Source organism: Vibrio marisflavi CECT 7928, assembly GCF_921294215.1.
In the GTDB taxonomy this organism is placed as follows: Bacteria; Pseudomonadota; Gammaproteobacteria; order Enterobacterales; family Vibrionaceae; genus Vibrio; species Vibrio marisflavi.
On sequence record NZ_CAKLDM010000002.1, the window covers coordinates 2,826,603 to 2,851,323 of the forward strand.

19 protein-coding genes and 5 tRNA genes are annotated in these 24,721 nt (G+C 43.2%); 16 read left to right on the forward strand and 8 right to left on the reverse strand.

Annotated elements, in window-relative coordinates:
* Positions 1-540 precede the first annotated feature (540 nt).
* Positions 541-3,327 carry a DNA polymerase I gene (polA, locus tag L7A31_RS19785; protein ID WP_237363461.1) on the forward strand — a complete coding sequence of 929 codons (2,787 nt, stop codon included), beginning with the start codon at positions 541-543 and terminating at the stop codon, positions 3,325-3,327.
* Positions 3,328-3,439: 112 nt separating this feature from the next.
* Positions 3,440-3,487, forward strand: a complete 48-nt coding sequence (gene spfP, locus L7A31_RS22320; RefSeq protein WP_438356636.1) for a small protein SpfP — start codon at positions 3,440-3,442, stop codon at positions 3,485-3,487.
* Positions 3,488-3,810: 323 nt separating this feature from the next.
* Here the strand turns inward: spfP and yihA are convergent, their stop codons facing one another.
* Positions 3,811-4,473 carry a ribosome biogenesis GTP-binding protein YihA/YsxC gene (yihA, locus tag L7A31_RS19790; protein WP_237363462.1) on the reverse strand — a complete coding sequence of 221 codons (663 nt, stop codon included), beginning with the start codon at positions 4,471-4,473 and terminating at the stop codon, positions 3,811-3,813.
* 148 nt (positions 4,474-4,621) lie between these two features.
* Here yihA and L7A31_RS19795 point away from each other — a divergent pair, with 148 nt between their 5' ends.
* The 5 genes from L7A31_RS19795 (at position 4,622) to hemN (ending at position 8,739) form a co-directional block, all read left to right on the forward strand.
* Positions 4,622-5,239, forward strand: a complete 618-nt coding sequence (locus tag L7A31_RS19795; RefSeq protein WP_237363463.1) for a c-type cytochrome — start codon at positions 4,622-4,624, stop codon at positions 5,237-5,239.
* Between the two features lie 210 nt (positions 5,240-5,449).
* On the forward strand, positions 5,450-6,097 hold the full coding sequence (locus tag L7A31_RS19800; protein ID WP_237363464.1) for a class I SAM-dependent methyltransferase: 648 nt from the start codon (positions 5,450-5,452) through the stop codon (positions 6,095-6,097).
* A complete protein-coding gene (gene yihI, locus L7A31_RS19805) occupies positions 6,087-6,665 on the forward strand; it encodes a Der GTPase-activating protein YihI (protein ID WP_237363465.1) in 579 nt (192 codons plus the stop codon). Before L7A31_RS19800 ends, yihI begins: the two co-directional genes overlap by 11 nt.
* 9 nt (positions 6,666-6,674) lie before the next feature.
* Positions 6,675-7,163 carry a DUF2489 domain-containing protein gene (locus L7A31_RS19810; RefSeq protein WP_237363466.1) on the forward strand — a complete coding sequence of 163 codons (489 nt, stop codon included), beginning with the start codon at positions 6,675-6,677 and terminating at the stop codon, positions 7,161-7,163.
* Positions 7,164-7,350: 187 nt separating this feature from the next.
* On the forward strand, positions 7,351-8,739 hold the full coding sequence (gene hemN / locus L7A31_RS19815; protein ID WP_237363467.1) for an oxygen-independent coproporphyrinogen III oxidase: 1,389 nt from the start codon (positions 7,351-7,353) through the stop codon (positions 8,737-8,739).
* Here the strand turns inward: hemN and ilvY are convergent.
* Positions 8,732-9,619, reverse strand: coding sequence for an HTH-type transcriptional activator IlvY (ilvY, locus tag L7A31_RS19820; protein WP_237363468.1), 888 nt, complete (start codon positions 9,617-9,619; stop codon positions 8,732-8,734). The two genes, hemN and ilvY, sit on opposite strands and share 8 nt — an antisense overlap.
* Before the next feature lie 157 nt (positions 9,620-9,776).
* Here ilvY and ilvC point away from each other — a divergent pair, with 157 nt between their 5' ends.
* Positions 9,777-11,261 carry a ketol-acid reductoisomerase gene (ilvC, locus tag L7A31_RS19825; RefSeq protein WP_237363469.1) on the forward strand — a complete coding sequence of 495 codons (1,485 nt, stop codon included), beginning with the start codon at positions 9,777-9,779 and terminating at the stop codon, positions 11,259-11,261.
* A 248-nt stretch (positions 11,262-11,509) separates the two neighbouring features.
* Here the strand turns inward: ilvC and ubiK are convergent, their stop codons facing one another.
* The 5 genes from ubiK to L7A31_RS19850 all read right to left on the reverse strand — a co-directional run bounded on the left by ubiK (position 11,510) and on the right by L7A31_RS19850 (position 17,891).
* Complete coding sequence (ubiK, locus tag L7A31_RS19830) at positions 11,510-11,767, reverse strand: ubiquinone biosynthesis accessory factor UbiK (protein WP_237363470.1); 258 nt, start codon at positions 11,765-11,767, stop codon at positions 11,510-11,512.
* A gap of 112 nt (positions 11,768-11,879) precedes the next feature.
* Entirely contained in the window at positions 11,880-15,026 is a 3,147-nt protein-coding gene (locus L7A31_RS19835; protein WP_237363471.1) for a multidrug efflux RND transporter permease subunit, read from the reverse strand.
* Between the two features lie 11 nt (positions 15,027-15,037).
* Entirely contained in the window at positions 15,038-16,144 is a 1,107-nt protein-coding gene (locus tag L7A31_RS19840) for an efflux RND transporter periplasmic adaptor subunit (RefSeq protein WP_237363472.1), read from the reverse strand.
* 18 nt (positions 16,145-16,162) lie between these two features.
* Positions 16,163-16,744, reverse strand: a complete 582-nt coding sequence (locus tag L7A31_RS19845; RefSeq protein WP_237363473.1) for a TetR/AcrR family transcriptional regulator — start codon at positions 16,742-16,744, stop codon at positions 16,163-16,165.
* Between the two features lie 121 nt (positions 16,745-16,865).
* Entirely contained in the window at positions 16,866-17,891 is a 1,026-nt protein-coding gene (locus L7A31_RS19850; protein ID WP_237363474.1) for a YHYH protein, read from the reverse strand.
* Between the two features lie 221 nt (positions 17,892-18,112).
* On the opposite strand from L7A31_RS19850, the gene rep reads away from it, so the two are divergent.
* The gene (rep, locus tag L7A31_RS19855) at positions 18,113-20,128 is read left to right on the forward strand and encodes a DNA helicase Rep (RefSeq protein WP_237363475.1); all 2,016 of its coding nucleotides are present in this window, start codon (positions 18,113-18,115) and stop codon (positions 20,126-20,128) included.
* Positions 20,129-20,173: 45 nt separating this feature from the next.
* Here the strand turns inward: rep and L7A31_RS19860 are convergent, their stop codons facing one another.
* On the reverse strand, positions 20,174-20,587 hold the full coding sequence (locus tag L7A31_RS19860) for a c-type cytochrome (protein ID WP_237363476.1): 414 nt from the start codon (positions 20,585-20,587) through the stop codon (positions 20,174-20,176).
* A gap of 289 nt (positions 20,588-20,876) precedes the next feature.
* On the opposite strand from L7A31_RS19860, the gene L7A31_RS19865 reads away from it, so the two are divergent.
* The 7 genes from L7A31_RS19865 (at position 20,877) to L7A31_RS19895 (ending at position 24,676) form a co-directional block, all read left to right on the forward strand.
* Positions 20,877-20,953, forward strand: a tRNA-Arg gene (locus L7A31_RS19865).
* A 35-nt stretch (positions 20,954-20,988) separates the two neighbouring features.
* Positions 20,989-21,064, forward strand: a tRNA-His gene (locus tag L7A31_RS19870).
* A gap of 24 nt (positions 21,065-21,088) precedes the next feature.
* Positions 21,089-21,165, forward strand: a tRNA-Pro gene (locus L7A31_RS19875).
* Between the two features lie 70 nt (positions 21,166-21,235).
* Positions 21,236-21,311, forward strand: a tRNA-His gene (locus L7A31_RS19880).
* A gap of 23 nt (positions 21,312-21,334) precedes the next feature.
* Positions 21,335-21,411, forward strand: a tRNA-Pro gene (locus L7A31_RS19885).
* A gap of 307 nt (positions 21,412-21,718) precedes the next feature.
* On the forward strand, positions 21,719-22,453 hold the full coding sequence (locus tag L7A31_RS19890) for a DUF481 domain-containing protein (RefSeq protein WP_237363477.1): 735 nt from the start codon (positions 21,719-21,721) through the stop codon (positions 22,451-22,453).
* A 507-nt stretch (positions 22,454-22,960) separates the two neighbouring features.
* Entirely contained in the window at positions 22,961-24,676 is a 1,716-nt protein-coding gene (locus L7A31_RS19895) for a dipeptide ABC transporter ATP-binding protein (protein ID WP_237363478.1), read from the forward strand.
* The last annotated feature ends 45 nt before the right edge of the window (positions 24,677-24,721 follow it).

The following is a 24,721-nucleotide window of genomic DNA, read 5'->3' on the forward strand; positions in this document are numbered from 1 at the left end:
GATATTTTTTCTCATTTGATGTTGACATCTATATGAGAATGATTATTATTAACTGTGTGTTTAGGGATTGAGGCGAAGCCCGATTGTTAGATACGACATTGCTCACATTGCTTCCAGTGTAAATTTATATAGCTTTGGGTAAGGCTTACTCAATCACATTTTGTAAGGTTTACCAGTTGTGCTAGGCGACGCCTTTATGGTGTCGCTTTTTTATTGCCTAAAATTTGGCTACATATGTATTTGGAAAAGGCTCGCGGTAGGATTTTCCACAGCAATTGATCGTATTAGGATCAACTAGAGTTACGGTGATCTGTAATAATATAGATTTAATACAAGATCTTATAGTGATGGGTTGATTAGTTTTTAGCATCTTCATGAGTAGGCTAAAAATAGTATAAACAGACTTATCCACAATTTTAGCTGTGATCTCAGTGTCTCTGTTGAAGAGATCAAAACTCGAATGCGTATAACGTCGTGGATTCAAAATTTCAGTCGTGGCATCCTAGGCAGATCTTCATTCTCAATTGGATTAAATAGACAATGGCTCTCATTCCAGACAACCCGCTGATATTGATCGACGGTTCTTCTTATCTTTATCGTGCTTTTCACGCATATCCTGGAACAATGAGCAATGGTGATATTCCCACCAATGCTGTATATGGCGTAGTGAACATGCTTAGAAGCATGATGCGTCAATATCCATCCGATCGTATAGCTGTTGTTTTTGACGCGAAAGGAAAAACATTCCGAGATGATATGTACCCTGAGTACAAAGCGAATCGTCCACCAATGCCAGATGACTTGCGCTGTCAGATAGAGCCTTTACACAACATTATTCGAGCATTAGGTCTGCCACTTATCTCTATCGAAGGTGTTGAGGCAGATGATGTTATTGGTACATTATCTCACCAAGCGTCTCAAGCAGGGATCCCTGTTCTGATCAGCACTGGCGATAAAGACATGGCCCAACTTGTTAATGAACACGTTACGCTGATAAATACCATGACCAATGTGGTACTAGATAGAGAAGGTGTTATCGAGAAGTTTGGTATACCGCCAGAGCTTATTATCGATTACTTGGCTCTTATGGGGGATAAAGTCGACAATATCCCCGGGGTTCCAGGAGTCGGAGATAAAACCGCGACTGCGTTACTACAGGGAATTGGTGGCTTAGAGAAGTTGTATCAACACCTTGATGACATTGCAGCTTTAGGCTTCCGTGGTTCTAAAACCATGGCCAAAAAACTAGTAGATAACAAAGACAATGCCTACCTTTCTTACGAATTGGCTACCATTAAGCTTGATGTCGAGTTAGAAGAAAAACCTGAGTCCTTAGTCAAATCTACGCCTGACCAGGATGAACTGGTTAAGCTTTACGGACAGATGGTGTTTAAGTCTTGGCTTAACGAATTACTCGAAGGCTCTAGCGATAGCGAAATGCCAGCGAGCGCAGTGCAGAAATCAGTAGCTAAGGCAGAAGTTGCAGCTGTGGAGCCGACTGTAGCTGAAATCGATCGTAGCCAATACGAGACAATTTTGGATGAAGAAAGTTTTACCCGCTGGCTTGAGAAGTTACAGTCAGCTGAAGTGTTTGCTTTTGATACTGAAACGGACAGCTTAGATTACATGGTCGCAAATCTTGTCGGGCTCTCATTCGCAGTGGAAGAAGGTCAAGCAGCTTATGTACCTCTGACTCACGATTATCTGGACGCGCCGGAACAACTAGACCGAGACTGGGTGCTGGATAAGCTTAAACCTATCCTTGAAGATGTCGCACAGCACAAAGTCGGGCAGAATCTGAAGTACGATGCGAGTGTACTTGCTCGTTACGATATTGAGCTCAAGGGTATTCAATATGACACAATGCTAGCTTCCTACGTATTAAATAGTGTTGGTGGTAAGCATGATATGGATAGTTTGGCTCTTCGCTTCCTTCAACACAGCTGCATTTCATTTGAGCAAATTGCAGGTAAAGGTAAAAAGCAGCTCACTTTCAATCAAATAGATCTTGACCAAGCGTCACCTTATGCAGCAGAAGACGCTGACGTAACATTGCGTTTGCACCATCACTTAAATCAATCGCTGGTGAATGACGACAAGTTGAATGCCATTTATCAAGATATCGAAGTGCCGTTGGTGCCAGTGTTATCAAAAATAGAGCGAACGGGTGTACTTGTTGACGATATGCTGCTGTCTGCGCAATCACAGGAGATTGCTGTTAGACTTGATGAGCTGGAACAGAAAGCCTTTGAACTGGCTGAGCAAGAGTTTAACCTAAGCTCTCCTAAACAGTTGCAAGCGATACTGTTTGAAAAAATGGGATTGCCTGTAATTAAGAAAACCCCATCAGGCGCGCCTTCTACCAATGAAGAAGTGCTACAAGAGCTAGCTCTTGATTATCCGCTACCTAAGCTACTGCTCGAATATCGAGGTTTGGCCAAGCTGAAGTCCACTTATACGGATAAGCTACCGAAAATGATTAACCCAACGACAGGGCGAGTTCATACCTCTTATCACCAAGCAGTTACGGCAACAGGTCGTTTGTCATCCACAGATCCAAACTTGCAAAATATTCCCATCCGAAATGAGCAGGGGCGACGTATCCGCCAAGCCTTTGTTGCGCCACATGGTTATAAAATACTGGCTGTCGACTACTCGCAAATAGAATTGCGTATTATGGCTCACCTCTCTGGAGACAAAGCTCTTCTAGAAGCTTTCCAACAAGGCAAAGATATTCATGCGGCAACAGCGGCAGAGATCATTGGCGTTGATATTAGTGAAGTTACTAGTGAGCAACGACGTCGTGCAAAAGCGGTGAACTTTGGTTTGATTTATGGAATGAGTGCATTTGGTCTGTCAAAACAGCTTGGTATCCCAAGAGGAGAAGCACAAGGCTATATGGATAAGTACTTCGAAAGGTATCCAGGTGTGATGCAGTATATGGAGGATACTCGCAGTTTAGCGTCTGAACATGGATATGTGGAAACCATTTTTGGTCGCCGATTACACCTACCTGAGATCAAGTCGCGTAACGGCATGCGTAGAAAGGCAGCTGAGCGTGCTGCTATTAACGCGCCAATGCAAGGTACTGCAGCCGATATCATTAAAAAGGCAATGTTGTTAGTAGATGAATGGATTGAGCAAGAAGGTAATGATGACGTTCGCCTATTGATGCAAGTGCATGATGAATTGGTTTTTGAAGTAAAAGACACTCGATTGGCTGAAATTGAAACTCAAATACAAAAGTTAATGGAGTCCGCTGCGGAGCTTGATGTTCCTCTTGTTGCGGAAGCTGGTCACGGTGACAACTGGGATCAAGCCCACTAGTACATTGAAATAAAGTGTACTTTTATAAAATAAAAATGAAAAAAAATTACAGAAACTATTTTACTTTACGATCAATTGTTGTACATTAAGAGGCGTAGGGTACAGAGGTAAGATGTTCTATCTTTCAGACCTTTTGTTTCACGTTATTGGATTAGGCTGATTCAGCCGCCCCAGTCAGTATTTGACTGGGGCGTTTTTTATTGGGCGCTATAAAATTCAACCCATCCTCTCTTTTACCTTTCTCATGCTTCTTTTTTGTCACCCTCTACAAAATGACACACCGATCCCAAAATGTAATAAACATACGAAAAATTTCTTTTAAGAACATAATTGCGTATCGTATAGGCTTATAAAGCGTCGAGTTTTCACGCCAGCAACGCGAGAATAAATGGTCAGAGTAGGAAATAGAATCGTCGGTCAAAAGAGCTGACCGACATGTATGTAGCTCAAAAAGGGGTAGTTAACGATGAAAGGTTAGGGGACTTATTCTTCGTCGCTGGGTAATTCTTCGGATTCGATATCCAAATCATCAAGTTGCTGGTAAGCAGGTGCAAACCATAGATCTAACTTATTGCGTAATACATCAACGCCAAGGCCTTTTAATGAGGAGAAGGCATCGACCTGTACGTCGCCGCCAAATGCTAATGCAGCTTCACGAATTTTCATGACCTGAGCTTTGCGCGCTCCGCTTTTCAGTTTGTCTGCTTTTGTTAGAAGTACTTGAACGGGTATGTTGCAATCTACCGCCCAGTAAATTAGCTGCTGATCCAAGTCTTTCATTGGGTGTCTGATATCCATCAGAACCACTAAACCTTTCAAGCATTTTCTTTTCTGTAGGTACTCACCTAAAGACTTTTGCCACTTTTTCTTCATTTCAAGTGGTACTTGCGCAAACCCATATCCAGGCAGATCGACAATATGACAGCCTTCATCAACTTTAAATAAGTTGATTAGCTGAGTACGACCAGGGGTTTTACTAGTTTTCGCCAGACTTTTTTGGTTGGTCAGCCGATTTAGGGAGCTTGATTTCCCTGCATTGGAGCGACCGGCAAACGCAATTTCGATTCCTTCATCTTCTGGTAAGTGACGGATATCAGGCGCACTGGTGATGAAATGCGTGTTTTGATACTTAATTTTTACGCTCACTGTTAACTCCATCTCGACTTTGTGTTATTGATTGATTACTTTTATGTGATTATGTGTAAAATAATCATGCTCGGCATAAAGTCGCCTATTGTAGCATGAGTGACATAGCGGAGTGGTAATGGAAGCCAGATAATTATAATGGAATGTCATGAAAAAATTAGTGCTAATCGTGAGTCTTTTTGCCAGCAGTGCCTTATGGGCTCAAGGCAATGTCGAAGCTGGTAAAGCGAAATCCTTATCTTGTGCCGCATGTCATGGGTCTGATGGCAATAGCCTTTTGGGTATGTACCCTAATCTTGCTGGCCAACATGAAAAATATCTAGAAAAACAGCTCCGTGATCTGAAACTTGGTATGGAAACCAACGGCAAACAAGGCCGATACAATCCTGTAATGGGTGGAATGGCGTTGCCTCTGTCTGAACAAGACATGGCTGATCTCGCTGCCTACTATTCTTCTTTACCTGCCTTAGAGGGTTCAACTCCTGAAAGTGTGGTTGCTGAAGGTCGAGCTTTGTACTCTGGAGGTGATCAAGAAAGAGGGCTAACAGCCTGTATTGCGTGTCATGGACCAAGAGGTCATGGTGCTGAGCTGTCAGGTTTCCCAAGACTTGCGGGTCAGCAGGCCGAATATATTAAGCTTCAGCTTCAAGAATACCGAGCAGGTACACGAGCCAACGATATGAACGCAATGATGCGTGATATCGCGAAAAAGCTGACCGATGAAGACATTGAAGTACTGTCGCAATATGTTGGTGGACTACACTAAACATAGATATATCAGTAGTTTTTGACAAGGTGCCCTGATGATAATCAGGGCATTTTTTGTTGCGTCATTTATAGGTGACTACAATCTGAAGTTTTAGTCCTTTCTTATATGAGCCTATATCGCTACTGATTTGCTGAAAAATAAACCAAGAACACTCCACACTAGTACCGATTTCTGATATGTTTCGCATCCCTAAATGAGGAACAGAGCATGTATTACTGCCCACTATGTCAATCTGAAGACACACGCCATTATCACACAGATAAGCGACGCGACTATTTTCAGTGCTCAGATTGCCAATTGGTTTTTGTCGATCCTGCGCAGCGTCTAGATGAACAACGCGAAAAAGCACAATACGACCTACATGAAAATAACTCAGGGGATGAAGGGTACCGGAAATTTTTATCTCGGTTAGCCGCGCCCTTACTGAAAAAGCTTCCACCCAAATCGTTGGGGTTGGACTTTGGCTGTGGACCTGGGCCAACGTTGTCTTTAATGTTGTCTGAAGCAGGGCATAGTGTTGAACTCTATGACATTTATTTCTATCCAGATACCGGTGTATTGCAAAAGCAATATGATTTTATTACCTCAACAGAGGTCATAGAACACTTGTATCAGCCAGGCTTGGTGTGGCGTCAATGGCTGAACAGCTTGCAACCTGGTGGTTGGCTAGGTTTAATGACAAAATTAGTAATAGATGTCGAAGCTTTTTCCAATTGGCATTACAAGAATGATCCAACCCATGTGATTTTCTTTAGCCGCCAAACATTTGAATTTTTAGCTAAGCGAGACAACCTCGAGCTAGAATTTATAGGTAATGATGTAATTTTACTGAGGAAAGCCAGTAATGAGTCGTAATAAGAAATCAAGAAAGCCGGGTTCAACTGGTGATGTAGACTTGATTGTAACGCGCAACCGCACCGAATCTGATGTGGAAGGCCGCTTACGTAAGAAGTTAAAAAAACGCAAAGGTCTAAAGACCGGAAATAGAAACTCTGAAGCGAGCGAAGCGCAATTCGCTTCTGGAAAGCAAAAGCGCGATCCACGTTTAGGCAGTAAAAAGAAGATACCGCTTGTTGTTGACACTAAAAAGCCAACTAAACAAGAGAAGAAACTTTCTGCAGAGAAAGAGCTAGAGATGTTGGAAAATGACGCTCAGCTTACTGTACTTCTTAACCGCATCGAGCAAGGTGAAAAGCTTGGATCAGGTCTACAAAACTACGTAGATGAGAGGCTGGACCGAATCGAAACTTTAATGAAGCAGCTTGGTCTATATATAGATGAAGAAGGTGACGATTCTGAGGATGAGTTGCTAGAGATTGAAGAGGTAGTTGCTACGAAACCTAACAAAGCTTCGAAAGCAAACAGTGAGCAAGACTTGCTTGATAGTTTTGAAAACCTAGACTTGGATGACTTTAAACACTAGAGGTTAAGGATGAACGTGACGTTACTTGCTGTGATTGGTGGCATCATAGTCAGCGGTTTAGCTATCTATGCGGGCTATTTGTTATTGCTGCTACGCAAGCAAACCAAATTGCGCGCTAAACACCAGCAGCTTGCTATAAAGCAGCGTAACGCAAATATATACGACAACGTGACCACGTTATGCATGGCAGGCATTCAAGGCCAATGCGACCTGTCGGAAATCAGTATTCGTATATATAACATTATGGATTATGTGCAAGGTGAGGAAAGAGTCGACTTTTCGCAAGAGTATCCTGCTATTAGCGAGCTGTACGAGATTGTTAAGGATATGGCTCGCGGAGAAGAGCGACAAGAGCTCCCTAAAAAAGAGCGTATGAAGCAAAATTTGCTAAGAAATAAAGCTGAAGTGCGCTTAAGTGAAGCGATCACTGAAGAGCTAAAAGTCTTGAAGGGCCGAGTTAAGCCTCTAAACGATCAGATTTCTGTTCAGATGGTATAACCAAGAAAGAATCAAGCACATTGCCAAATTTGGGTGATCGAGCTTGCAGCAACAGATGTTTTTTGCCGAAATTTGGTAAGCATGGCAACGTTGTACAATAGTGTGTGGCAGAATGCCCCCGAATAGTAGAACAAGTACTGTGCCTGTTTTATCGTAGTAATTGAAAGTGAATGATGGAAAAACCTTTATGTCTCAGCAAGTTGAAATAAGTCAGAAAATAGTGTGGGATCAGAGTGTTATTGAAAAATATAACCAATCTGGACCACGTTATACCTCTTACCCAACAGCGTTAGAGTTGCACGAAGCGTTTACTATTTCCGACTTGGATATGGCGTGCACACAATATCCTGAAAGGCCACTTTCTTTATACGTTCATATCCCTTTTTGTCATACGCTTTGTTACTACTGTGGTTGTAACAAATTCATTACTCGTCAAGAACAAAAGGTGAATGACTACCTTGATGTTCTCGTTCATGAAATCAGACAGCGTGCTTTTTTGCTGCAAGGCAGGGAAGTTGCTCAATTGCATTTTGGCGGTGGTACGCCAACCTATTTGACGAAAGAACAGCTCAGCCGAGTGATGGGTGCGCTACGTGATGAGTTTAACTTTCAGGACAAAGCGGAAATCAGTATTGAAGTCGATCCGCGAGAATTTGAGCTAGATAGGCTAGACCACTTAGTTGAAGAAGGTTTCAACCGTCTTAGTATCGGTGTTCAGGACTTCAACAAAACTGTGCAAAAACTGGTAAACAGAGAGCAGGATGAGCAGCATATTATCGCTATGGTTGGTCGCGCTCGTAAACTTGGCTTTGACTCGATTAGTCTGGATCTTATTTATGGGCTACCGAAGCAAACCAAAGAGTCATTTGCTGAAACCATCTTTAAAGTTCAGTCTTTGAGGCCAGATCGTCTATCCGTATTTAATTATGCTCACATGCCAACAGTTTTTGCTGCGCAAAGAAAAATCAATGATGAAGATTTGCCACCTGCTGAAGAAAAAATGGCGATCTTGCAAGATACCATCTCGACCCTAACTCGGGCTGGTTATCAGTTTATAGGGATGGACCACTTTGCTTTACCTGAAGACGAGCTTGCGATCGCACAGACAAACGGTGAACTACACCGTAATTTCCAAGGGTATACAACTCAAGGTGACTGTGACTTAGTTGGTTTTGGTGTGTCGGCTATCTCTATGATTGGTGATGTTTACTCTCAAAACCGTAAAAACCTGAAAGAATATCGCGGCCAAATCGATGAAGAGCGTCATGCACTTTGGCGCGGTGTCGTTCTTGATGAAGATGATTTGATTCGCAGCCATGTTATCAAACAACTGATCTGCAACTTTAACTTATCTAAAACTGATGTTGAGAGTGCATACGGCCTCAAATTTGACGAGTATTTTAAAGAAGACTTAGAGTTACTCGCGCCTTTTGTTGAAGACAAGCTGGTTGAGGTTAGTTCAGACGCAATACAGGTAACAGCTCGAGGCCGCCTGCTTATACGCAATATTTGTATGTGCTTCGACAAATACTTACGTAACAGACAGCGTCAGCAACAATTCTCAAAAGTTATTTAGAGAAAGACATATCTGAAGCGATTTTCCACAGCGCTTGTATTAATGGGTTGCCAAGGTTCGACTTTTGGCAACACAACCCCAACTTGAAGGGTTTAATTGGCTCGACCTTAAGCCTCTGTACACTTTCTTTGAGTGGGCTACACGATAAAACGATATCGGGTACGATTCCTACGCCACACCCTAATGACACCATGCTTACTGTCGCTTCATGGCCAGCGAGCGCATAAATTTGCGGCTTAAACTTCATTTGCTTAAACCAACGGTTCGCACGCTCCCTCGTTGCCCCCGCTTCTGGGATGATAAATGGTATTTTTTCCCAGTCGGGATTTTCTTTAAGCAGTTCGTCACTAAAGCTACTGCTACCTACAGGTGCAATTACTGAGTAAGGAAGCTCACCTAAAATCTTGAACTCAATTTTTGGCGGCCAGATATCAGGCATCGCGGCGATGGAAATATCAACATCATTTGATAGGACTTTATCAATTGCATGAATTGGCTCACCCGTAGTGAGCTTATATTCGATCAATGGTTGGTGTAGACGAAACTCAGATAGCAGCTCTGGCAGGTAGCTATAACTTGCTGTAACAGAACAATAGATTCTTACGTCACCAGTTAAAATCTGCGAGTCCTGAGTAAACTGGTTTAGATACTGTTTCCACTCGGACACTATCCGGATTGCCACGGGTAAAAGCTTCGCTCCAGCACTGGTTAACTCGACAGAACGATTATCACGAATGAACAAAGTTTGACCGACATTTTCTTCTAGTTTTTGCACCTGACGGCTTAGCGCTGAAGGGCTCATGTGCATGGCTAAAGCACTCTTTTGAAAGCTTCGGCTATCACATAAATGAATGAATAGAGTTAATGTTTTCAGGTTCATTATGACTTAGTCCTAGTTGCAAGAATCGCAATCACTTGTTGTAAATATATCACTTTAAGCAACTTGATGTTGGTACTAATATGAATTCCATTCTTCAGTGCTCATCCTGATGAACCTGAAATGCAAACATAAACATAATGATGATTAGGATACGAAAATGGCGAACTACTTTAATACTCTGAACCTACGCCAGCAGTTAGATCAGCTAGGCCGCTGTCGCTTTATGGACAAAGAAGAATTTGCAACTGAGGCGGATTTTCTTAAAGGGAAAAAGATAGTCATTGTCGGTTGTGGCGCTCAAGGTTTAAACCAAGGTCTTAACCTGCGTGATTCAGGACTAAACGTTTCTTATGCTCTACGTCAGGCTGCTATCGACGAGCAACGCCAGTCTTTCAAAAATGCTAAAGACAATGGTTTTGAAGTTGGTAGCTATGAAAACCTAATCCCTCAAGCTGATCTTGTTATCAACCTTACTCCAGATAAGCAACACAGCAACGTTGTTGAAACAGTGATGCCGCTAATGAAGAACGGCGCAGCACTAGGTTACTCACACGGCTTCAACATTGTTGAAGAAGGCATGCAAATTCGTGAAGACCTAACCGTTGTTATGGTTGCACCTAAGTGCCCAGGTACAGAAGTACGTGAAGAGTACAAACGTGGCTTTGGCGTACCAACTCTTCTTGCCGTTCACCCAGAAAACGATCCAAAAGGTGAAGGTTGGGACATCGCGAAAGCATGGGCTGCAGGTACAGGTGGTCATCGCGCAGGATGTCTTGAGTCTTCATTTGTAGCTGAAGTGAAATCTGACTTACTAGGTGAACAGACTATCCTATGTGGCATGCTACAAACAGGTTCTATCCTTTGCTACGAGAAAATGATTGCTGAAGGTGTGGATGCAGGTTATGCGAGCAAACTTGTACAGCATGGTTGGGAAGTGGTAACGGAAGCACTTAAGTTCGGTGGCATCACTCATATGATGGACAGACTGTCTAACCCTGCCAAAATCAAAGCATTTGAGCTTTCTGAAGAGCTAAAAGATTTGATGCGTCCACTTTACAACAAGCACATGGATGACATCATCACTGGTCACTTCTCTAAAACGATGATGGCAGACTGGGCTGAAGGTGATAAAGACCTACTTCGTTGGAGAAAAGAAACGGGCGAAACTGCATTTGAAACTAGCCCAGAATCTGACGTAGAAATCTCAGAGCAGGAATACTTCGACAACGGTATTGTGATGATTGCTATGGTTCGCGCTGGTGTTGAGCTTGCGTTCGAAGCAATGACTTCTTCAGGTATCATCGACGAATCAGCTTACTATGAGTCGCTACATGAATTACCGCTAATTGCTAACCTAGTTGCGCGTAAGCGTCTGTATGAAATGAACGTGGTTATTTCTGATACTGCAGAATACGGCACATACCTATTTGCTCATGCAGCAACTCCGCTACTACGTGACAAGTTTATGCCTTCAATTTCGACTGACGTGATTGGACGTGGTTTAGGTGAAACATCTAACCAAGTAGATAACTCTCGTCTAATCGAAGTTAACGATGCAATTCGCAATCACCCAGTAGAGTACATTGGTGAAGAGTTGCGTGGCTATATGGCGGATATGAAGCGTATCTCTGTAGGAGGCTAAGGCCACTCCACGAATGATATTACGATGACGACTTGGTAAAAATTTGAAGTTCGTCATTGTAACAAAGCGTTAAAATTATTAACTTATCGCTAATCAATACGGTAGAGATGGTAAAAAACCACCTAATTGGTTAAATATAAATACAAAACCAAACACATCAAAAATAAAAAGCTTGGTCGCCGTTGACCAAGCTTTTTTTATCTTCGAACTGCTAATGCTTTGACATAATCAGAGACGTTTTAGCAGTTTTACTCTTCGCCTTTATCTAACTTCGCTTCAAGCTCTGACAGCTTTTGCTCCATTTCAGTAAGTTTCTGCCTAGTTCTCATGAGTACTTGAGTCTGCACGTCGAACTCTTCGCGGCTGACTACGTCGAGCTTGTTGAGTTGGCCTTGAATAACTTGGCGAACTTTCTGCTCTACGTCTGTGCCTAGGTCTTTCACAGGCTGTGGCATTGAGTCTTGAATTTGTTTAGCTATCTGCTCTAGCTTTTTTGGATCAAACATGGATTTACCGCTCCTATATCTTTGCAGACATTTTATTGAATTAGGCAGCAAATGTCGTTAGCTGGTTAAAAAAAAGGCCACCGAAGTGACCTTTGATTCAAACTTATTGCTACTAGCTAGTAGGATTGTCGCTATCTTTAAGCTGTTTGCAAGCCGCTTTAGCTTCGTCAATACGAGCTAACTTTTCCAAATCCTTGTCTTCGACAAATATTGGTAAAGGCTTATGTTTCTCAGCTAAGAAGGTGTAGATTACTGGTAGTACGAATAGAGTGAACAGTGTACCAATCGCAAGACCAGCAACGATAACCAAACCAATGTTAAAGCGAGCGTGAGCACCAGCACCTGAAGCGTATAGCAGCGGTACTAGACCTGCAATCATCGCAGCTGTCGTCATTAAGATTGGACGAAGACGTGTCTTCGCAGCAATCATGACCGCTTCCATCTTAGAACGCTGGTTATGTAGCTGTTCTTCTTTCGCAACTTCACAAATTAAGATACCGTGCTTGGATATCAAACCGACCAAGGTTATCAATCCAACTTGCGAGTAGATGTTCATTGTCGTTATGCCAAAGAACGCCCCCCATGCCAGTGCTACCAACGCACCACATATAGCTAGTGGTACTGAAACTAGGATAACAATCGGATCTTTTAGTGATTCAAATTGAATAGCTAGAACCAAGAAAATGATGGCAACTGCAAGACCAAAGGTTACATACAGTGCGTCACCTTCAGCCATGTACTGTCTAGATTCGCCTAGGTACGCATGGCTATAACCTTTAGGTAAGGTCGTAGCTGCGGTTTGTTGTACCCAGTCGATGGCAGTACCAATCGCTGTTCCCGGTGCTTGCATCATACTAATTGTCGCTGAATTCAACTGATCGAAGTGAGGCAGTGCACGAGGCTCGCCAACAATTTTGATCGATACAAAGCTGCTCAGAGGAACTTCTTTGCCGTTTGAAGAGCGAACATAGTATTGCTTCAAGGATTCAGGGTTTAGACGCCACTTACGTTCCACCTGTGGAATAACTTCGTACGAACGGCCATCAATATTGACACGGTTGATCTGTGCATTCGACATCATGGTACTTAGCGTTTTACCAATGTCTTGCATGGTCACGCCGTAGGCACCTGCTTTTTCCTTATCTATGTTGATTTTCATCGTTGCTGAGTTGAAGTTTAGATCCAGCTCAGAGAAGACAAACATAGGGTTGGCTTTGATCTTGTCCAGCATATCGGTTGCAACGCTGTACAAGTTTTGGAACGAGTTAGGTGTAGAGATCACCAACTGAATTGGTAAGCCAGAGCCTGCGCCCGGTAGTTCAGGCATCTGGAATGCTGCTACGTTCATTCCCGGAATGCTCTTCACTTCTTCACCAACACGTTTGGCAATTTCTGCTTGGCTAGCTGTTCTATCTCCCCAAGGAACCAAAGTAGCAATACCTAACGCTTGGTTAGATTGCGGAACCCCAGTAAATACCATAGAGAACTTAACTTCAGGCTGCTTCGACAGAATCTTGTTCACATCGCTCATCGTATTGCTGAGATAGTCTAGGTTCGCGTTTGCTTCACCTGTGCCCATCATCATAAATACACCGTTATCTTCTTTCGGTGCGAGTTCACTTGGGATGAACTTAAACAACACAGGTAAAACGGCAAAAACGATAACAGCAAAACCAATCACAACAGGGCGACGAAGCATGACAGCAGAAAGCATTCTTTCGTACTTGTTCGTCAGTTTATCTAGTCCAGAGTGAACAGTGCTCTCAAATTTACCAGGTTGTTGGTTGGCCTTGAACATCTTCGAACACATCATTGGCGATAGAGTCAGTGCCAAAATGCCCGAGATAAATACCGAACCAGCCAAGGTTAAGGCAAACTCTTTAAACAGCGATCCTGTTAACCCACCCATTAGCGCGATAGGAGAATATACCGCGACAAGAGTTAAGGTCATTGCAATAACGGGGATGGCAATTTCACGTGTACCGATAATGGCGGCCCTAAATGGCGATTCTCCCATCTTAATATGCCGATCGACGTTCTCGAGAACAACGATGGCATCGTCCACCACCAGACCTATCGCGAGTACCATGGCTAGCAATGTCATCAAGTTCCATGAGAACCCAAACATTTGCATCACCATTGCTACACCAATGAGTGACAGCGGAATAGTAACAATCGGGATAATAACGGCACGGAATGAGCCAAGGAATAGAGTAATGACCACTAATACGATCAGAACCGCTTCACCCAACGTCTTGATAACTTCAGTGATCGAATCATTGATTGCGATGGTTGAGTCATACATGATGCGCATTTCAATGGTGCTTGGAAGGTTTTTCTCCAAATCAGGCAACATCTTACGCACGTCTTTAGCGATATTGATCGGGTTAGCTGTTGGTGTTGCGTTGATCGCAGCAACCACGGCTTGTTCACCGTTCGCACTTGCGCGATAGGTATCACGACTTTTCGTTAAGGTGACTTTAGCAACATCGCCTAGGCGGACAATATTACCGTTGTCCTCTTTAACAACTAGCTTCTTAAGTTGGCTTGCGGTATTCGCTTGTGTATCAGCATCTCCGTTATAGAGCACAAATAAACCCGTCGCCTGACCTGCAGCCGATTGATAGTTGTTTTCTGATAGGACGTTGTTGATATCGGTAGCGGTAATGTTGAGAGCTGCCATTTTGGCTGGGTCTAACCAAACACGCAGAGCGTAGTCTGTACCACCGTACATCTCAACTTTCGAAACACCACTTACTGTCACTAGCTGAGGGTTTACTACCCTTTCTAGGTAATCTGTTAGCTGGCTGGTATTGAGCGTTTTACTCGTAAAGCCTAGATACATAACAGCGGTACTAGAGTCAGCTGATACCGATACGGTTGGGTCTTCAGCATCACTTGGAAGCTGTGAGCGAACCGAGTTCACTTTCGCCATGATGTCGGCTAGTGCTGCATTTGGATCGGTATTGAGCTTCATGTTGACGGTAATGGTCGACGTTCCCAAAACGGAAGACGACGTCATATAGTCGATATTGTCAGCCTGTGCGATAGCTTGCTCTAAGGGTTGAGTGATAAATCCTTGGATAGTATCTGCACTCGCACCATAGTAGCTAGTGGTTACCGTAACTACGGTATTTGTCATTTTAGGGTATTGTCGTACCGGCATCTTAAAGGCTGCTTGCAAACCAAGCAGCGCAATTAAGAAACTGATCGATACCGCTAAAACCGGACGTTTTATGAAAACATCTGTAAAGCGCATGAATCCTCCAATTACAGCATCGGTATTTTAGCTGGTGGGGTGGTTGCTGTGTCTTTCACAACTTTCACCTTTGAGTCGCTCGACAAGTGTATTTGCCCTGAAGTTACGACTACATCACCAGGCTTCACGCCGCTAAGGATATGTGCGACACCACCAGTACGCTCACCGACAGTGACTACTTCTTGCTTAGCACGCTTCACGCCGTCCACATCTCTCACAATATAAACATTGTCACCGTACAAGTTATAGGTGATCGCTGTTTGTGGCAGAGTAACCTGATTTGGTACTTCTGGTAGCAGGATATTGGCACGAGCGAACATACCACTTAGCAACTTGCCATCGCTGTTAGGTATATCAGCTTGAATTTGAATCAAGCCACTTTGTGAATCTACGGCAGGTTCAATAGCCTTGATAGCACCCTTAAAGACTTGGTTTGGATACGCATCAACAGAAATATCCACCTCTTGGCCAACTTGGACCTTGGAGATGTCATTTTGTGGAATAGTGAATACAAGACGCATTACGCTGGTATCTTCCAATTGAACAATTTCAGTACCAGGTTGAACGTATTGACCAAGATAAACGTTACGAATACCGAGAACACCGGAGAATGGTGCTTTGATATCGCGTTGGTCGATAGTGGCTTTCAAGCTTTTGATTTGAGCAACAAGAGAAAGGTAGCTGGCTTGAGCGTCATCGAAATCTTCTTGTGATACTGAGCCTTTTTGATACAGGTCTTTGTAGCGCTTATATTTTGCAGCAGCAGCAGGAAGGTTGGCTTCAGAGCTCTGTAAGTTAGCAATTTCAATATCAGAGTCTAGCTCGACAAGTGGTTGGCCCGCTTTTACCTTTTGTCCAGATTCAAACGAGATCTTCTTGATTACACCACTTTGCTCACTCGATAGAGTGACACCTTGATGTGGTTCAATAAAGCCGATCGCTTGAATTACTGGCTTCCAGTTTGCTGCCTTCGCAGTTATCACTGTCACAGGGTAATCTGGCTCGGGTCTGTTAGCTAAAAATTCTGATATTTTCTTTTCTTTAAACATATTAATGCCGATGACACTGCCGAAGAGTACCAGCGCTATCAAAAGCATTATCAAGGTCCACTTTTTCATTCTATTCAGAACTCCAAATTAGTGAGTGATTATTGCGTCCCAGCACGCGTCTAACGTGGCCTCTAGCACTTCTTCATCAAGCTCACAGAAGCCTAAAGAGTGCTTGCGCGCCAATTCAACGCTTGCTTCGAAACTTATTACAGCAAGGATTTCGTTATCAAGAGGTTTAAACACACCCTGTTCTTTCCCTTGATTAAAAAGTTTATGCACTTCTGCAAATACATGCCAATGTTGTTCTCTCGCATTGAATTGGCATGTGGATGGCAACGATTCATACTGCATGCGATTGCTAATGGTCTCTATATTTGAGCTTGCGAACTCCCATATATTGAGCCATATGGTTCGAAATCGCACTTTCAGCGGCATCTCATCGTTCAAGCCAGAAAGTGTAGCTTCAGCGACACGCGTAAGTACCGAGAGTCTCACTTCGTTGAGTAAGTGATCTTTGTCGGAGAAGTAGCGATAGATTGTGCCAGCAGCAACACCTGCCTTCTTTGCTAGTTTGTGCATCGAAAAGCCTTGGACTCCAAACTCAGCAACAAGCTTTTCAGCAGCAGCCAAGATTTGTTGACGCTTATCAATAGGTTCCTTAATAGACATGAGTCAATCCAAAACTACCGGTGAATGAACGTTCATTCATTATAGTATAAATACGCTACAAAGATGCAAGTAAAGATTACACTTTGAGCGATTTTTTTACTTTAGTTTGCCTTTAGCGTCATTAGTTCCATTGTCCCCCTTGAGGTGGTGGCGGTGGTCCTTTTCTATGATGGTGTCCTCGAGGGCCCGGTCTTTCATGAGAATGATGCCCTGGCGTGGGTTTATTGAAAGATCGGTCCGGTGTTCCTTTAAAACAATTGATAACGTATGGGAAACCATTTGTTACATAATAGCCATATTGTCCATCGCGTGTCATGCCATTACATTCATCTAAATCGCCAGAACCGGCAATAAAGATATAGTCATCTCGATATGTGCCATCATATTTCCCTCCGGGGTTGCCAGAACCTGAAGGCCGGTTACCAGTTTTCAATTGAAAACTGGATTTGGCTTGGCGAATGTTTCCATTATCTGAAAAGAAAGGACCATAGATAGGATAACCGTCTGCTGCAAAGCCAATAACTGGCGAGACTTGTTTGTCATTATTGATGAACAATGCATTTGGTGTCGCATGATAATGGTATGTACCATCGGGCTGTGCATGAGCATTGTGAGAATCGGTTTTGAAGTCACTGTACGTTGCTGCTGGGTCATAACGCCATTTTTGGCTCATATCAAAACAGCCGATTTTGCCGTTTCCTACGCCGTAGCATCCTGCGGCAAGCAAATCGACCTTAACACCGTTGAGAAAAACAGCGTTATCAGTTCTTAGTGATATTGGTGTAATAGAGGAGGCAAAGCGTGGACTTTGAGTAACCTGATACTTTTGATTCTGTGGGGTGACTTCGTTGGGAAATGAACGATAGCCATCATTGTATGAATGGTTGGGTATCGCATTGCTCTGAAAGGTACACTTATTTCCTTCGACAGATATTGTTAAATACGCGGTTCTTGTTTGACGTTCATTTACGTCTTTTGCTGTCGCAGTATATTGTCCCACATAGTCGGCGCAGTCAGGACTACGTTTTTGCAAAATTTTATCGGTAATATCTTCACCATCACCTGAGGTGATGGTGAAGCTCGCCAGTGATGGAAATGACATCCCCATGAAGAACAGGGCAGCAATGCTAGGTTGAATTAGGCGCATGTTCCTTCCTAAGATTAAGTTGAAAGTTCATTTATTAGTGTAGGAATGGATATTGGACAACTATCTATTTCTATTGGAATTTGTGAGCACGTAGGCGGGAATTTGAAAACGAAGTACCAAGCGTATCTAATCCATCGAGTGAGTGATTCATGGAATCTAATAGTAATCGCTCACTGTCACGATTAAGATAGGCGCCATTGAAAGCCAAATTAGAGACCAAAATGAAGCTGAACGAGCGTCAAAATGAAGCGGTAAAGTATGTGTCGGGACCTTGTCTAGTGCTAGCTGGAGCTGGCTCTGGTAAGACTCGTGTTATTACCAATAAGATCGCCTATTTGGTTCAGCAATGTGATTACAAGGCTAGAAATATTGCCGCTGTTACTTTTACCAACAAAGCTGCTCGAGAAATGAAGGAAAGAGTGGCTCAAACGCTTGGGAAAAATGAAACGCGTGGTTTGATGATTTCGACCTTTCACACTCTTGGTCTCAATATCATTCGTCGGGAGTATAAAGAGTTAGGCCTAAAAGCGGGTTTTTCTCTTTTTGATGATCAAGACCAGCTTGCTCTTTTGAAAGAGCTAACAGAAAAGCAGTTAGACGGTGATAAGGACTTACTTCGCCAGCTAATGAGCGCAATATCTAACTGGAAAAATGACAATATCGTGCCTGAGCAAGCAAAAGCTCATGCACAAGGAGAGCAAGAGCAGCTATTTGCTTTTTGTTATGAGATGTATCAAATACAAATGAAGTCTTATAACGCACTAGACTTTGACGACCTGATCTCTCTGCCCGTCACTCTTCTAAAAACCAATCAAGAGGTTCGCCAGCGTTGGCAAAGCCGGATTCGTTATTTGCTAGTCGACGAATATCAAGATACCAACACCAGCCAATATGAGTTGGTTAAGTTGCTGGTTGGTGAGCGGGGGCGATTGACAGTGGTTGGAGATGACGACCAGTCAATCTATTCATGGCGGGGTGCTAAGCCACAAAACTTGGTGCTGTTGGGGCAGGATTACCCTAACTTGCGAATCGTGAAGTTGGAGCAAAATTACCGCTCGACGAGCAGAATTTTACGTGCAGCGAATATCTTAATTGCTAATAACCCGCACGTGTACGAGAAAACATTGTTCTCTGAGCTGCATGAGGGTGAGAAGCTCAAAGTGTTGTTGGCGAAAAATGAAGAGCATGAAGCTGAGCGAGTGACAGGGGAAATCATCGCTCATAAGTTTCTCAATCGAACTGAATACCGTGACTATGCCATTCTTTATCGCGGTAACCATCAGTCTCGATTAATAGAGAAGTACTTGATGCAAAACCGAGTGCCTTACAAGTTATCTGGTGGTACGTCGTTTTTTGCCCGAGCAGAAATAAAAGACATCATGGCGTATCTACGAGTGCTAGTGAATTCTGATGATGACAATGCGTTTCTGCGTATAGTGAACACGCCGCGACGCGAAATCGGCCCGGCTACGCTAGAAAAACTCGGCACCTACGCCAACATGCGAGGAAAGAGCCTTTTTGAGGCAAGCTTTGAAATGGGCCTAGAGCAGCACCTTACCGGCCGAGGGTTAGAGAACTTACGCCGTTTTACTCACTGGTTGGTAAAAATGTCGGACAATGCAGAGAGAGGCAATACAGTAGAGGTGGTGAGAGGGTTAGTCCGAGATATTAATTATGAGGATTGGCTCTACGAAACGTCAACTAGTCCAAAAGCGGCCGAAATGAGAATGAAAAACGTCTCAGATTTATACTCTTGGATTGTGGCCGACTTAGAAGGTGATAACTACGACCAAGAAGAAAAAACACTAAAAGAGGTCGTTCAACGCCTTACTCTAAGAGACATGATGGAGAGAGGGGAGGAAGACGAAGATACAGATGCTGTTCAGTTAATGACGTTGCATGCTTCTAAAGGTTTGGAATTTCCATACGTGTATTTGATTGGTAGTGAAGAAGGCATCTTGCCACATCAAACTAGCATTGATGAAGATGGTATAGAAGAAGAAAGGCGTCTAATGTATGTGGGGATCACGCGTGCCCAGAGAGAGCTGAGTTTCATCCTATGCAAAGAAAGGCGACAGTTTGGTGAGCTGATTAAGCCAACCCAAAGCCGTTTTCTTGATGAGTTGCCATTTGAAGATATTGAGTGGGAAGCGAATAAAAAGCCTGTTTCTCAGGAAGAGAGGATGGTGAAAGGGCAAGCTCATATCGCGAACTTGAAAGCGATGTTTAAAAAGTAGATACATACACCAAAGGCCAGACAGCCTTTGGTGTAAAACTTTAGCTTACATACCTTCAATCATGTGATTGATTGCCGCAACGATCTCTTCATCAGAGCAATCCATACAGGTGCCTTTTGGTGGCATAGCATTTAGACCTTCGATGGCATGTTTTTTCAGAACGTCTTCGCCCTGCGCAATACGTGGTGCCCAATCAGCCGAGTCGCCAGTCTTAGGTGCACCGCTCACACCAGATGCGTGACAAGCAATACAGAATGTGCCGTAAACAGCCGCACCATCTCGCGGGCCACTTGGCGCAGTGGCAACAGGCTCATCACCAGAAAGATAAACACTACCAACCGGTTTTATGCGTTCTGCGATGGTATCGTATTCTTCTTGGCTAAGGTTTGCAGCGAACGCGGCAGATGATAGACCGAAAATAGTGAATAGGACGCATATCAGGCGTCGAGATATATCCATTAAACTCACTTTGCTTTCCCTAGGTAAGTACGTGCTTCCTGATTTCGTGACACACGTATTGATAAATTAGAGTTATTATCTGTTAAACCAATGTAAACAGTGGTTAATTATAATCGGATATGTTAACGCAATAAACCACAAGTTTTCAGCTTCAAGGGGTTTATCACATCCAGAATCGAGTTTTATCGGCTTCAATTGCTGAAAAAGACACCAAACAATAAAAAAAGTTGAAAAAGTACTAGACGATCTACAGTGATATACGTATTATTCCACTCCGCCGATAGGGCATGCGCCCGTAGCTCAGCTGGATAGAGCGTTGGCCTCCGGAGCCAAAGGTCGAAGGTTCGAATCCTTTCGGGCGTGCCAATTCCAAGGAGGAATTGTTCGGTGAAAAATTTATGGTGGCTATAGCTCAGTTGGTAGAGCCCCGGATTGTGATTCCGGTTGTCGCGAGTTCAAGTCTCGTTAGCCACCCCATTCTTTCCTAAAGAATGACTATCTCGGTGAATAGCGCAGTTTGGTAGCGCATCTGGTTTGGGACCAGAGGGTCGGGGGTTCGAATCCCTCTTCACCGACCACTTTATTAAAGCTTGGATTTTATATCGGAGCATAACTTGGCTTAAAAGCCGGTTGTTACAAAATTTGATGGTGGCTATAGCTCAGTTGGTAGAGCCCCGGATTGTGATTCCGGTTGTCGCGAGTTCAAGTCTCGTTAGCCACCCCATTCTTTCCTAAGAATGACTATCTCGGTGAATAGCGCAGTTTGGTAGCGCATCTGGTTTGGGACCAGAGGGTCGGGGGTTCGAATCCCTCTTCACCGACCACTATTGAAAGCCTCGACAGAAATGTCGGGGCTTTTTTCGTTTATGCTTCTTTTAGCGTTAAACCTCACTATCACCGCATTATTGACCAATCCAATCCAATCCAATCTCAGCCGAAGCAGAAAATAATCAATCCAAATGGAATAAATCATCCATGGGTTTGATGTGAGTAATCAACATTTAAAGTAAAGGAATCTTTAATAACATTACTTTAACCAAACCTGAAGCTAGCGCTTACAAATATCCCTTTATCTTCATGTTATACAACATTTCAACTTAATGAGAATTGTTGTTGCTAAAGGTTAAAAAGATGAAAAGAACTCTTCTCCCTTATACTCTATTAGCTCTAGTGGTTTGTGCATCATTTTCTGCAGAGGCACAGGAAAAAAAAGAGACTCCTTGGAGTGGGAATGTTCAATTTGGTTTGAGTGCTACAGGAGGAAATACAACTTCGTCTAGTACCAATGGAGGTTTATCGCTCCTATATAAAAAGGATGAATGGAGCAACAAGCTCGATTTTAATGCTATCCACAATACGAGTGAAGGTGAAACCTCTGCTGAACTTTATGATCTAGAGCTTGGGGTTAACTATTATCAAACCGAAAAGGACTTTCTCTCATACACCAGCAGCAATACATACAATGAATTCAGTACCTATGACGTTACGATTGTAAATGCCATAGGTATTGGACGAAGAATCATAAACAACAAAGAAGTGACTTTCGATTTACAGCTTGGCCCGGGTTATCGTTATCAGCGTGTTGCAGACACTGGTGAAAAGAATAAGGAAGTCGTTGGCCAACTGTCGGGCAACTTCGTCTGGAATATTAGTGAGGTTGCATCATTTACTCAGTCGATCGAAGTAAATACTGGAGCTGACAATACCCAGACGAAATCCAAATCAGCGTTGACCACGAAAATATTGGAAAATCTAGGACTTCAATTGGGGTATACCGTCACTCATAACACCAACTTGCCGGAAGGCAGTAAAAATACTCAAAAGACAGATTATTACTCAAGTGTTAATGTCATCTACTCTTTTTAAAGAATGTTGAGAAAGCAGAGGGTCGGTGAGCTAGAGAGTAGATCCGAGCCTCAGCCACCTGCCGTCTAAGTGACTATTTGGTGTTTTCTACGTAGTGCTTTTGCTCTTTTCTTGCGGTGATTTTGAGTGGTTTGTCACGCTTTTGCTTCTTTAAACCTTATTACCGTACGCTCGCATAATAATTGCTGGTTTTTTATGTTGCTACTTGGTTGTTAACATCAAAAAACTTCTGCCTACTTAGTGTTACTGAACATATTTCTACAATGGAAATCGTTTTCCTATGAGAATAAATGTCTACCAACTGCATAGTTATTGAATAATAAATGCTCTAATTGTTTAACCTACCCCGTATAAAACAGACTTGATGTTGCTTTTTTGTGAATTTTTTGCCAGATTTACTAGTCATGAATTCATAGTGTTGATGGTATGGTGTTAAAGTATTTTTTAAGCTGTTGTAGAGCGTTTAAATCAGCACCATTGACAGACATAGCAGTAGAGGTCTGGTAAATGTCGCTTCTAGAGGTCAAAAACCTTCGTATAGAATATCCCTCTCGTCATGGCGTTCACGCCGCGGTTAAATCCCTTTCTTTCAATATCGAACGTGGTGAAATTGTTGGTGTCGTTGGTGAATCTGGTGCCGGTAAATCGACAGTTGGTAATGCGGTTATCGATTTGCTTAGCCCACCCGGGCATATTGCAAGTGGAGATGTGTTCTTAGATGGAGAGAAAATTTCGGGCTTAACTGCCGAAAAGATGCGTCGAGTGCGCGGATCCAAAATTGGCTTTATTTTCCAAGACCCAATGACCTCACTCAATCCACTCTTTACGGTTGAGCAGCAGTTGAAAGAGACCATTCATGCGAATATGAAGGTTTCAGATGAGGAGGCCTACAAGCGCGCTCTTTCATTAATGAACCAAGTGGGTATCCCTCAACCTGAAAACCGTTTAAAACAATATCCACACCAGTTTTCTGGTGGTATGCGCCAAAGGGTTGTCATAGCCATTGCTCTTGCGGGTGAGCCTGATTTGATCATTGCAGATGAACCAACCACTGCCCTTGATGTATCTATTCAAGACCAGATTTTGAATCTTATTCGCGAGCTTTGCATCCAAAACAATGTCGGCTGCATGCTTGTGACTCACGATATGGGCGTGGTGTCCAACGTGACCGATCGTGTAGCTGTGATGTATCGTGGCGATCTTGTTGAGTTTGGCCCAACGAGCAAAGTGTTAGGTGACCCAGACCACTCCTATACGCGAAGTTTGATTTCTGCTGTTCCTCGCTCGGATGTGAAGCTCGATCGATTCCCTCTTGTTAGTTATATCGAAGAAGCGACCGAAATGGAGCCGTTGGATGTTAAGAACCATTGGCTTGGCCAAAGCCAAGATCAAAGAGAGTATTCCGGCTCACTCCTCACTGTTGAAAATGTCAACTTGCGCTTCATTACCAAAGACTCTCTATTTGAAAGCCGTAGAGAATATGTACAGGCATCAAATAATGTCAGCTTCGAGGTATTTGAAGGTGAAACCTTTGGTTTGGTAGGAGAGTCAGGTTCTGGCAAGTCGACTATCGCGCGTGTCATTGCCGGTTTGTATGAACCCAACTCAGGCAAAGTGACCTTTGAAGGTATCGATCTAACAGCGCTTAAATCAGAAAAAGAGCGTAGGCCGTTGCGTCGTCAGATGCAAATGGTGTTTCAAAACCCCTATACCTCAATGAACCCAAGAATGAAGATTTCGGACATTATCGCTGAGCCGATTCGTTTCCACAACCTCACTAAAAATGAAATGGAAACCCGTCAAATCGTCAATGATTTACTTGAGCATGTGGGCCTTGGAAAAATGGCTGGTGTTAAATATCCGCATGAGTTTTCTGGTGGCCAGAGACAAAGGATCTCGATTGCGCGAGCGTTGGCAACTCGCCCACGCTTACTTATCTGTGATGAACCAACTTCTGCTTTGGATGTTTCGGTACAGGCCCAAATTCTCAACTTATTGAAAGATCTTCAAGATGAGCTGAACTTAACTATGCTGTTTATAAGTCATGATTTGCCAGTCATTCGACAAATGTGCGATCGGGTAGGCGTAATGCAGATGGGGACACTGTTAGAAGTTGCGCCAACAGAGCAACTATTCTCAAACCCAGAACATGAATACAGCAAGCAACTTATTTCTCTAATGCCAGAGTTTACTGGCCTACGAGAAGAGATAAAAACGGCTTAGGCCGCTATATAAATAAACTAAAAAGCAAATACAACGACTAGGGAT